This window comes from Paenibacillus anaericanus, assembly GCF_003994475.1.
GTDB classification, from domain to species: domain Bacteria; phylum Bacillota; class Bacilli; order Paenibacillales; family Paenibacillaceae; genus Fontibacillus; species Fontibacillus anaericanus.
Map to the genome: position 1 here is coordinate 65,994 of NZ_RZNY01000007.1, position 12,260 is coordinate 78,253.

Genomic DNA, 12,260 nt, shown 5'->3' on the forward strand with positions numbered 1-12,260 from the left:
AACCTCACCTCACATTTTTAATCAAAGCACAAACCGATAACTCTAAATTTCACAATCTTCCAGTTGAATCGACAAAAAGCTTCCATCTCTCGAATCAACCACTGTCAATCCAAGTCGATACTTATCAAATAAATATAAATTATCTCACTGAATTTATTCTGAATATGTGGTAATAGAAAAAGCCGATGACCTCTTTTCAAGAGATCTATCGGCTTTAGTGGTTGTTTGCCCAATACACAAACCCAGTGAAGTGGACGGAATCGTTCTGAAGAAGAGGCAGCGCTCGTAAGAATGATCAGTCAGCGTAACGGGCTTTTATGGAAATCGTTTAATCTACTATTTTCCCTTTAATAATGAGTCGATGAGTTGGATTTACCATAGGGTCACAGGTGACCAAGGTAATCTCTTTATCTTTGTTATTCGCTTCCAATACCCACACTTCTTCAGGCTTAACTCTGAACTTTTCCGTCACCGTATATTCGAATTGGGCATCTCCGCTGTCCACTTCAATCGTATCCCCTATTTCTAATTCATCAAGTCTATTGAAGTTTCTGCCGAATGTACGATTCCGGTGACCCGCTATTCCATAATTACCAACTTCTCCAGCTTTACCGGTATCTAGAATACTAGCCACCGTAGTCTTCATATTGTCCTTCGTTGCACCGTGAAGAATAGGTAGAAGTAAATCTATTTTATCGATTACCAAAATGCCTTCCATGTTCTCATAACTGCTAAAATCCGGTTTAGGATCTTCAGCGTTTGTTTCATCCTCCACGTGGGCAATCGCAGCAGTATCGGTAAATTCGATCTCATTACTCACCTCAGAGGTATCCTCGCCATTATGAATAATTTCAAGACTATTCTTCCATTCCTTAACTAGCTTTTGTTGCTGATAATCGTGATATACTTCAGAAATTTTAGGATAACATATTACAAAAATCCCAATAACAATTAGCAACACGGATATGATCTTGATTTTCATATTATGTTCATTCCAATCTCCCTAGTAATCAGACTTACAAACCGCTTAACCATTCCTGATACCAATCCATAAGCTCCTTGCTAGGAGTCACATCAAATTCCTCTAGTAACTTGTTCGATATGAGTTGGAACTGTTTCCTAACTTCTAGTTGATGATTTAATTTGGAATAAATAATCATTAACCCAAAGTAACCATCTTCCATATGTGGCAATCTATCCACAACCTTTTGGTACAATACCATAGCCTCTGTATATTGTTCAAGTGATGCGTAATACTCCGCTACTTGCTTAACATGATTCAACCAAATCAAACGGATTCGTTCCTGCTCATACTCCGCCCACATATATCGATGTTCTACCAGAAAGTCTCCACTGTACAGCGCCATAATCGCCAAGTGTTGTTCCAATGTATCAGGAGTCACTACAGAAGCCAGCCGTACACGGCGCTCCCACTCCTCAACATCCAACGTTAATTCACCTAATACAAAACTATATCCGCCATCCTTATACTTAAGCTCAAGATCAAACAATCCAACTTCTTTAATTATTTTACGAATTTGATAAATTGCAGTATGTAATTGAGTAGTTGACCTCTCAATGTCGTAATCTGGCCATAATAAATCCATTAGCGTTTGTTTATTCACCGTTTTATCATGATGATAGACAAGGTAAGCGAATAACTCAGGTGCTTTTAAAGTTTTCCATGGAAAAGACTGCGCCGATCCAGACTCATCTATATAATGAACATTTTGCAAAAGACATAGTTTTGGGAGAACCTTCTCTTTATCGATTTCTGAAGTTCTTGTGGCCGATACCGCAACTCGTTGCAGTGTTATCGCCAATCTACTTTGATTTACAGGCTTCAACAAGTAATCGAGCGCATTCAATTCAAATGCCTTCACAGCATATTCTTGATACGCAGTAGTAAAAACAATTTGCAGCTGCGGCTGAATTTCCAGCAATCGATTAGCCAATTCAAATCCATCAATCTCCGACATCTCAATATCTAAAAAAGCCAAATCCAATGTTTCTAGCTTAGCTACTTCTAGTGCAGCATATGGATCCACAAAAGTTCCAATCAAATCTAGACTACCATCTAATTCGACCTGTTCATTTAATAGTTTCTCCATTTTTTTTAAAGCAAGGCGCTCATCATCGACAATAATTACTTTTAGACCCATCTCTCTCATATACCCTCCTTTCCATCTATTTCCCATTTTAGCAAGTGTAGTCTGATAAAAATAGTCTGTTTCAAACTACACTTATTGATTTATATTAAAAAGAGAATTATCCTCTACTTAGATGTTCTAAGTATAGACAATCCCCGATTATTATAAATGTGAATAATTAACTACTCACTTTACTTTCAAGTAACTTCTTCGACACTTCATAACACTCTGGATCTAAACCCTCTAGTTGCTGCGGAGACAGCCCGAACTTTTCGTTTATTGCCGGTAGCAGTTGTAGTAACATAGCTATATCTGCCGCTGCATCAACACCTGGCAGGGGAACTGCTGCAACTCCACCTGAAGCTACCGCTCTTCCTGTAACCATTTTCTTACACTGTTTTCTTAATACTTCTAACTCTTCTATTGAACTAGCTAACATATCTATCCTCCCAAAGTTGACTATTTAGAATTAGTATAAATTACCTAGTTAATATTGACCAGATAAATATTAATAACGAGATTCGACACTTATTTATGTTAAAATATGTTTATACATAAACAATACCTATAGAAATATACTAAAAAACTTCGAAGAATAAGCAAATACTTCAGCCGATGGAGACCTTAAGGGATGTTTTATTTTGAAAAGGATTATTTTACTTCTAACACTGTCTATAGTACTAGCTGGCTGTAATAATTCTGATCCAAAAGAATCGGAATCATCAACGAATAACTCCATTCCAATCAGCATAACTTCAGACACTAATAATCAAGATATTGCTAAAGATCAAGATACTACTAAAGTTCAAACAACAAACGAATCTAAAGATGCTGTGACTTACACCAGCTATGATGACGCCAAATTTTCCCTTTCCTATCCTTCAACGTGGCAATCAGTAGACCTAGCTACATTTAACAATCCTGTGATTAAATATGCAGTTTCAAATCCCCATCCAAAGGCACCATTTGCAGATAATATAAACGTTGTCATTGAGCCAAATACCTCCAAAGCCGCCTCGGCAAAAGCTATTATAGATGGAGTAGTCGAATATTTCACCCAATATGGTGAGGGTGCTGGAATCACAGATTATGAACAAATAGATTTTAAAGCAAAAAAATATGCTAACTACAAAGCGGGTATATTAACAGGAAAATATAAACATAGTACTGGTGTAGACGTAATAATGACCCAATACGTAATTCCAACCGAAGCAGAGGTTTATAGCATCACCCTAACTTTTTCCAAGGAATATTATGATGAAGAAGGACAAGATGTCATTGATCAAGTGATTGATTCTGTAAAAATCATTCCCTCAGAAAGTGCTACTGTCACACCTATAATAGATGGTAAATCTTCAGATATCGGCGATTTGGTGTGGAATACCTCGAATATTGACGCCGAGACGAATGGAAATATACAGGTTGCCCTGGAATACTTGTTAACGTCCTCCCCTTTATCAAAAGGGAAGCAAGTTGATAATGAGAGGGTATATAAAGCTCCTTGGGAATATTATGGTAAAGCACTCACATTCTCTGGATACGTAAGCATAGCCGATGACTATCCTCCAACTGGGGATTCATATTTACAGTCTGAGGTAGTTATAATTACTGATGATGATGTCATAGTTGACTTTATTGGAACGGTACCTAGTGGAGACATCAAAATTAATGATTATGTATCTATAACCGGATTAGTGGTTGGACGAACAGAAGTAGATAATACAACGGGAGGAACGTATACTCACCTTATCGTTGTAACGAATAATATGGACCAATAATCTCAAATATTTCTATGGAGAGGTTCCCTAATAGGGAGCCTCTTTTTGATTGCAGTAAATTTTTAGGACTAACTATTATAAAGTTGCTTGACAAAGGGAATTAGATTCGTTATTATTATCTCATGTTAAAGATACTTAATTTAAAGGAATATAGAGTGTGATTAAAGTTCGAGAATAACTTCTCCTCATTTATGGAATTATTATCATCTTAGAGGGAGATTATATTTCAACAAATTGGTTATATTTTATTGGCTTTTGAAATGGCGGTGTAGGATTTGGGTTTTTTAGACAAAATATTAGGTAGAACAATTACTAAGGAGGAAACAACAATGTCAAAATTAAACATCGGTATTATTTTAGGAAGCACGCGTCAAGGTCGGTTAAGTCCACAAGTAGGGGAATGGGTTAAACGTGTTGCTGATGAGCGGGGAGATGCCAATTACGAAATCGTAGATATCGCTGACTTCAAACTTCCTCTATTAGGAGAAGCTGATGCTACAGAACAAGCGACAGCTTGGAATACCAAACTCGCTAGCTTGGATGGCTTCGTATTTATCGTTCAAGAATATAACCACAGCATATCCGCATCTTTGAAAAATGCTCTGGATTATGCACGTGATGCATGGAACAACAAAGCAGCAGGTATCGTTAGTTATGGTTCTGTAGGCGGCGCTCGTGCAGCAGAACATCTACGTGGAATCTTGGGAGAATTATCCGTAGCGGACGTTCGTGTACACCCAGCATTGTCACTATTCACTGACTTTGAGAACGGAACTGTTTTCAAACCAGCTGATCTTCACCTTACCAATGTAAATGGCATGCTTGACCAAGTGCTTGCTTGGAGCGGAGCATTGAAGACTTTACGTTAATATCAATCTGATAAATGGCAAGGAAAAGAGGCATGTAATGAGTTCTTGAGCTCATTATATGCCTCTTTTTGCAATTAGAATCTCTTCAATTATGATCTCGAGCGAATTTAAAATCCGAAATCATAATCCTATTGCCTTCTTCAGAAGAACTCACACTCATTATAAAGGTCTTAGTCAACTCGTCTTGATCAATCGGTAACTTAGGTAGCAACTTTAAATAAGATTCATCGTTAATTTTATGTAGATAATAATCTGTATATCTATCGTCAGAAAAACTTGGTTTTCCATACGCATATTCAAATTCCTGACGGGAATTTAACACCTCCATATTTCTTGCCGTAACATACCTAGATGAATCCTCAGATAATGAAATAGCTACAACCTGATCCAAGCGATATTTGATATTTATATTATCAGCGTACACAGTTAATCTCATAAATTCCTTTTCTTCTACACCATCGCCTAGAATCTTATCAACCTCATCCTTCTTCATTCCGATATACAACATTTTACCGGTCTTTGTATCGAATACTCCCAAATCTTCTATCGTGAAATCACCTATAGTATAGTGATAAGTCGGCTTTTTTGCTCCATGTGAAATGAAACCGTACTTGTCATTTAATAACCAACCTATACCTGCAGTTAGTACGATGATAATACTGATAAATACAATCATAATAGCTTTACTCTTTCTCACATAGTCATCCCCTGTTACTAATTATAGTTAGAATTTAGGTCTCCGACTATTTTCGTCATTATTTCGCTTTATTCCTTCTAGAACAAATAAAATTATACGATCACGTATTAAATAATTCATCATTACAACACAAACAACCTGCGGAATATTAATCCTCCACAGGTTGTTCTCCCCTTCATCCTATCCTATATCGGGTTGATCCACGAATGTAACAGCTACTTCCGAAGTGCCATGCAATTCAAAGATTACAATCTCATTGTCGCCTTGCTTCAATAATGGACTCGGCACATACAACGTTTTCTGCGGACCAACATTCCAATAGCGTCCAAGATTATAACCGTTGATAAACACTACCCCTTTGATCCAACCTTCCATGCTCAAGAAAGTATCAGCAGGATCATCCACAACTAAGACTCCACGGAAGAAGCTAGGTTCTGCTTGTTCGGAAAGACCATCAAATACCAGACCAGATAAATCAGTTAATGGCAACGTATATGTCGTCCATTCCGACAAGAACTGTCGACCATAACGTACCCCTTCTTTAATCCCTTTGCAATCTCTCATAAAAGGACCATAGTTGACGCGACCTAAGTTCTCCACAAGTATACTTACATGTAACCCATCAGCCGGAACCTCGAATTCTAGTTTTACTTCTGGCCGGGTACGATCTAAGGTTGCTGCCAACTGTCCATTCAGAAAGACTTGTGCACGATCATGTAAATCTTGTATGAAGAACTCATCTTTCGGACGAGGTCCTGAAATGAACGTACTATAATGAATAAATCCATAATCCTGGCCCAATTTCTCCATCGTTTCAGGATATGCCGAGTAAATAGGTACTGAAATACGGTCTAAGTTTGCTGTTAGTGCAGTTTGCTCCTTCATCTCAACCCGCCCATAGGCTTTCTTCTCGATTGGAGCCGGCAGCTCACATGGTCCGAGATCCACATATTTCGAAATGACTTCACGAACTGCAAAATATTTAGGTGTCGGTTCACCCGATTCATTCAATAATGAATCATAGTCATAGCTTGTAGTCGTTGGTTCATAGCTATCGAACGTATGACCGTTTGCTCCATTGTAGAAGCCAAAGTTGGTTCCACCGTGGAACATATAGAAATTAACGGATGCACCTAAACTAAGCATTTCATCCAACACTTCCGCAACATTCTCCGCAGGACGGGTATGATGCTCCTCATGCCAATGATCAAACCAACCATTCCAGTACTCCATACACATAATTGGAGCATCTGGTTGATATTCACGCAACTTGTTAAAAGCTTCTACTGGCCGTGACCCAAAGTTTACTGTCTCCAATACACCAGGTACCATGCCCCCTTGAAGCATTGCGTCATCAGGTCCATCAGACGTGAATAATAGAACATCCACCCCACGTGATATCATGCTGTCTTTCAGATGAGTCAAATAACGTTTATCATTACCATAACTTCCATACTCATTTTCAATCTGCATGGCAATGATTGGCCCACCATTTGTGCATAACAACGGTTTTAACATAGGAAGTAAGACATCATAATATGCATCGACATGATCTAGAAACGGTTCATGATAGCAACGAAGACGCATATCCGAATCTTCCAGGAGCCAAGATGGCAACCCACCAAACTCCCATTCTGCACAAATATAAGGTGCGGGACGGACAATCACATGTAAGCCCAAATCCCCTGCCAGTTCAATAAACCGGACTAAATCTGCCATGCCTTCAAAATGAAATTCGCCCTTTTTCGGCTCATGTAAATTCCATGCTACATAAGTTTCAACCGTATTGAAGCCGCATGCCTGTAACTTTATAAGACGATCTTGCCAATACTCAGGTACAGTCCGAAAGTAATGGATGGCTCCTGAAATTAGTCGTACCGGCTGATCATTGTAATAAAATGAGGATCCTGAATAATTAAAGGTTGCCATGTTTTCTCCGCCTTGTAAATTATTGTGTATACTAAACATAATGACTAGCTAACGCTTGATTAATCCGCTCTCTTGCCGCTAGCAGCCACGCCCCATGGCCCCTTGGGTATTCAGTGAATGTCAGAGGATTACTGAGACCTTCTTCCATAATGGCTATTGTCTGTTCCTTGCCAATTTTCTGCTCTAGTAGCTCAAGTGCACGCAAATCCTGCAATCCTTCATACAGAACTTCCAATCGAATTGATTCGATCGGGCCTTCTTCACCTGGATAGACCAAGTACGCATCCCCTGAAGGGAAGGCATGCATTGCATCCGTCGTACGATACGGATCAAGCTGCTGATTCAATGAATATTGTGAATACCAGAAGTTATAACCCCAATGCAGAAAGCCTTGTAATCCGAATTTATACAATTGGAATCCAATGATACGATTTCTTGCAGACGGCATGTTAAAAAAACGGTTGGATACTTGTTCACCCTGGGCGCAGCAATAATACGTCCAAAGGTCTGGCACTTGATGCTCTAAGAATGGTTCAATATGTGTATTCGCTGGAATTGGTCTCTTCACTAGCCCCTGCTCATATAACTCCAAATCGGATAAGGCGTCCATAATCGGATAACCTGACAAATGCTTATGAAGCATCTCACTTGCAGCTCGGTACGACTCCAAATGTTCCTGACCTGGCTCATCTGAAATATGGAACCAGCTTTGCTGATCTAGTCCATGCTCTTTCAAATATCGATCCAAACAAGGTAAGAATTGATCTAAGAAATCTCGATAAGCCGCTGAAGATGCATCCGTCTCCCAACCAAATATCTTTTGCTCTTCTCCATGAATGGTTGCCATAATCTTCGGCGCGCATTTCGCGCCCCATTGTGTGAATAAATGAGAGAACTCAAAGTACTTGAAGCCAAGCCGATGGCACATCGCTACCCACCGCGTAAGTCGATCAAATCCAAACTCATAGGTATCCCCTACGGCGGTTACGGATACGAGTTGAACCGTTGGGCGTTCTCCACCAACGAGTGTGTCTAAGGGTGGAGTGAACAACGGTGTCAAGATCATATTCATTCCGTGCTTGACCATAGTGTCTGCATAGCATTCAATCAGTGCCCAGTGAGCTTCACTAAATACTTCGACATGATACTGTGTTGCAAGGCAATCGACATGAAACCATTCTGTATGAATTAACTGTTGCGGTGGCAGAGCAGCAGGGATGACATGTAACTCAAATATCTCGGATTCCCCTAACACCTGTCCTTCAGATGATCTAAAGATAATTTGTATAGGATGCATCCCCGCAGTTACACTTTCATCCACCTCGATCGTCACCCATATTGAGCGCCATTGACCAGGGATTGAAGAAACAGATTGCTGATCTAACTTATATAATGGATCTGGATATAGTCCCGGTGTGGTACGTAACACATCCGTATCATGATTATTGAAGCAAGGCATTTCCGAGGGAACAAGTCCAACAGATCTGATCAATATTTGGTCGGAAAGAGCTGACTTGATATTGATGTCTATGTTTTTTAGGAGTGTGTCTGAGGTATAGGCCACTTGGAAGGAAAATGTCTCTCCAAAAAGTGCGGTTGCACGACTATAAGATTCATTATTTGGCCTCTCATCTGCAAACACCTTAGTCAACGAACTTAATAACATCGTCTGAAATGACTGCGGGACATGTGTCACTTATTTCACCTCTTCAGCAGTATGGAAACTATGTGCAAAGTCCTTCAGAATAATACTGTTTCCCTCTATTCTTGACTGCTCCGCTGCGAAAGCCATTAAATGACTCTGAACGGAATGATTAGCTGATGTAAGGCCTTGAATTTTCCCATCTGCTCGAACCAACTTAACAAAATCTTTGACTAAACCCATATCGCCGCCACCATGGCCTACATGTCCTCCCGCATTCTCGAACGAGATTCTCTCAACCTTACCACTGCCAAAATGAATAACTTCGATTTCATTCTTCTCCATGGCACCTCGAATTTCTCCCTTGGTACCCATGAGCTTAAGAGTGCGACTTACGTCTTTAGTGAATGCACTCATCGTAAATGCTATAGTTACGGAATTAGCGAATTCTAGATTTACCACTTGATGATCAACGACATCATTATCACAATGATAGACACATCGACCATAAGGTCCTTCTTGAAGTGCCTTCAAGCGAGCATCATAACTTGGATCATCACTAATTGCCGAAGTTGGCCAATCCGTATTATCCGTCAAATATTGGTTAGGAGCATAATAGAGACACGTATCTGCTACTGGGCATCCATCCGTGCAACGTAGTGGCGCACCTTCCGGTGCCTCACTAGATTTGAAATGCGATAGTGAGCCGAAGGAAGATACTCGAACACACTCTGAATCTGTTAACCAAGAAAGGATGTCCAGATCATGACAAGACTTCGCTAGAATCATCGGACTGGACTCTTCCTTGTTTCGCCAATTGCCTCTTACGAAGCTATGGGCTTGATGCCAGTAACCTACGTTCTCATTATGTTGGATAGACATCAATTGTCCGATTGCACCACGCTCTAACAATTCCTTGATCGTAGAGAAGAAATTTGTATATCTCAACACGTGGCAAATCGAAAATACACGATTTACTTTAGAGGCCATTTCCCCCATAAGTACACATTCTTTAGCATCAGGAGACATTGGCTTCTCCAGAAGAACATGATATCCTGCCTCTAGTGCTTTCATTGTAGGTACATAATGCTGATTATCTTGAGTACAGATGAAAACTGCATCTGCTACTTTCGGTGACGCAAAGAATTCATCCCAATTCGCAAAGCACACGTCATCTGATAGTTTATGTCTTGCCTTGAATTTATTTCTTCTATCAACATTCGGTTCTGCAACAGCTACAACTTGAAGCTCCTCTGGATGCTGAATCGCATATTCTGAATAATTAATCCCGCGTAGCCCCGCTCCAATTAACGCAACAGTAATTTTTTTCATCTCATCTGCTCCTATCTTCATCTCTGACTTATTCTATGACGTTATTCTGTCTCTACTCTTTAACACTACCAACCGTCATACCTTTCACAAAATATCTTTGCAAGAACGGATATACGACCATAATTGGCAACGCGCCCATGAATATTTGCGCCGTTCTGATGGTCTTCTCACTTAGATTCTCCATCACCTTGAGTTGCTCAACAGACATTGATGACATCTGAGCATTGATGGACATGATCAATGTAGAAAGATAAGTCTGCAGCGGATAATGCTCAGGCGAATTTAGGTATAGAATACCGTCAAACCAAGCGTTCCAATGCCCTACAATGGTGAACAATCCAATGGTTGCGATGGAGGGGAGTGATACGGGTAAATAAATTTGCCAAAGCACTCTCCAATGTCCAGCACCATCAATTGTGGCTGCTTCATCCAACTCCCTAGGAATGGATCTGAAGAAGTTAAGCATCAGAACCATATTCCATACATTCAATGCACCTGGTAAAATAAGCGCCCATATCGAATCGATTAAGCCTGTATTTTTCACTATGATGTACGAAGGAATTAAGCCGCCCCCGAAGAACATCGTAATTGCAAATATCCACACATATAGGGTTCTAAATTTAAACTGATCATTTGATTTGGAAAGCGGAAAAGCAGTAATAAATACTAGAAGCAAGTTAACTATTGAGCCAAGCACTACCCGCTTAACTGAGACTCCCAAAGAACGGAAGAACTCTACCTTTTCTCCTAAATATACATATGCATCCCATGAAAAACCGACGGGCCACAGCTTCACTTCTCCAGCCATCGCGGCTGTATTCGAGCTTAGTGAGATGGAGAGTAAGTGAACAAACGGGATAATGCCGAGTATGGTGATGAAAGTTAACAACAGCGTATTGAACACGACAAATAACTTTCTACTAAATGATTGTTTGTGCAGCATAATACTTCTCCACCTCCTAGAATATGCGGTAATTGTTAAATTTGTAGGCTGCATAGTAAGTCGTTGATACCATGAATAAAGATATTACCGATTTAAAGAGCCCAACTGCTGCCGCAGGTCCAAATTGTTGGCTGAACATCCCCAATCGATAGACAAATGTATCAATTATATCTGCGCCTGCATATACAGTCGGATTATACATAATCAAGATCTGCTCAAAACCTGCGTTAAGAATACCACCAAGACCTAATACACTTAGTAGAATAATAATCGGCGCTATTCCTGGAAGCGTAATGTTAAGCATTTGCTTCCATTTCCCTGCACCATCTACCTCTGCCGCTTCATACAGCGTCGCATTAATTCCTGTGATAGCCGCAAGCATGATGATCATATTGTAGCCCATGCCTTTCCAGACATCCGACCCGATGATAATTCCTCTAAACCAACCATTATCAAGCATGAACATAATAGGTTCCAAGCCAATAGAGGAAATCAAACCATTAATAGGTCCATTCAGAGAGAATAATTCAATGATGACGCCTCCAAGTACGGTCCAAGAAAGGAAGAACGGAAGGAAAATAGCGGATTGAATAAAGCCTGCAAACCATTTCTTAGTAATCTCATTTAGTAATAAAGCTAGAATGAGAGGGACAAGCAGGGACAAGACCATTTTGATGATGGCTATAACAAGCGTATTCCAAAGCACTTGCTTGAAATCCGGTAAATTAAATACATAACGGAAGTTATCTAGTCCGACAAAATCGGATTTAAAGAACCCGGATAACGGCTCAAATTGTTGAAACGCCATAACCAGGCCGGCCATTGGACCGTAAGCATAAATCAATGTAACAATAACACCCGGTATTAACATGATATGAAGCGGATATTCTTTCTTCAGTGATTTCACAGATGACCCTCCT

General features: G+C 39.9%; 11 protein-coding genes. 2 read left to right on the plus strand and 9 right to left on the minus strand.

What is annotated here, in order from left to right; translation table 11 throughout:
* Positions 1-328: 328 nt before the first annotated feature.
* The 3 genes from EJP82_RS10450 to EJP82_RS10460 all read right to left on the minus strand — a co-directional run bounded on the left by EJP82_RS10450 (position 329) and on the right by EJP82_RS10460 (position 2,589).
* Positions 329-982, minus strand: coding sequence for a class D sortase (locus EJP82_RS10450; protein ID WP_127191999.1), 654 nt, complete (start codon positions 980-982; stop codon positions 329-331).
* Positions 983-1,016: 34 nt separating this feature from the next.
* The gene (locus EJP82_RS10455; RefSeq protein ID WP_246054039.1) at positions 1,017-2,171 is read right to left on the minus strand and encodes a response regulator; all 1,155 of its coding nucleotides are present in this window, start codon (positions 2,169-2,171) and stop codon (positions 1,017-1,019) included.
* 157 nt (positions 2,172-2,328) lie between these two features.
* Positions 2,329-2,589, minus strand: coding sequence for a hypothetical protein (locus EJP82_RS10460; protein ID WP_127192000.1), 261 nt, complete (start codon positions 2,587-2,589; stop codon positions 2,329-2,331).
* Between the two features lie 202 nt (positions 2,590-2,791).
* On the opposite strand from EJP82_RS10460, the gene EJP82_RS10465 reads away from it, so the two are divergent.
* Both EJP82_RS10465 and EJP82_RS10470 read left to right on the plus strand, forming a co-directional pair.
* Entirely contained in the window at positions 2,792-3,928 is a 1,137-nt protein-coding gene (locus EJP82_RS10465) for a lipoprotein (protein ID WP_127192001.1), read from the plus strand.
* Positions 3,929-4,257: 329 nt separating this feature from the next.
* Positions 4,258-4,797, plus strand: a complete 540-nt coding sequence (locus EJP82_RS10470) for an NADPH-dependent FMN reductase (protein ID WP_127192002.1) — start codon at positions 4,258-4,260, stop codon at positions 4,795-4,797.
* A gap of 85 nt (positions 4,798-4,882) precedes the next feature.
* Here EJP82_RS10470 and EJP82_RS10475 read toward each other — a convergent pair whose 3' ends face one another.
* The 6 genes from EJP82_RS10475 to EJP82_RS10500 form a co-directional block, all read right to left on the minus strand.
* On the minus strand, positions 4,883-5,494 hold the full coding sequence (locus EJP82_RS10475; protein ID WP_127192003.1) for a hypothetical protein: 612 nt from the start codon (positions 5,492-5,494) through the stop codon (positions 4,883-4,885).
* 180 nt (positions 5,495-5,674) lie between these two features.
* On the minus strand, positions 5,675-7,423 hold the full coding sequence (locus EJP82_RS10480; RefSeq protein WP_127192004.1) for a glycoside hydrolase family 35 protein: 1,749 nt from the start codon (positions 7,421-7,423) through the stop codon (positions 5,675-5,677).
* 31 nt (positions 7,424-7,454) lie between these two features.
* Complete coding sequence (locus EJP82_RS10485; protein WP_211350084.1) at positions 7,455-9,089, minus strand: DUF4091 domain-containing protein; 1,635 nt, start codon at positions 9,087-9,089, stop codon at positions 7,455-7,457.
* Positions 9,090-9,119: 30 nt separating this feature from the next.
* Positions 9,120-10,397: a Gfo/Idh/MocA family protein gene (locus tag EJP82_RS10490; protein ID WP_127192006.1), complete on the minus strand. Its 1,278-nt coding sequence runs from the start codon at positions 10,395-10,397 to the stop codon at positions 9,120-9,122.
* Between the two features lie 52 nt (positions 10,398-10,449).
* Entirely contained in the window at positions 10,450-11,340 is an 891-nt protein-coding gene (locus EJP82_RS10495) for a carbohydrate ABC transporter permease (protein WP_211350078.1), read from the minus strand.
* A gap of 16 nt (positions 11,341-11,356) precedes the next feature.
* Positions 11,357-12,247 (minus strand): ABC transporter permease, encoded by an 891-nt coding sequence (locus EJP82_RS10500; RefSeq protein WP_127192007.1) that lies wholly within the window; start codon positions 12,245-12,247, stop codon positions 11,357-11,359.
* Positions 12,248-12,260: the final 13 nt, after the last annotated feature.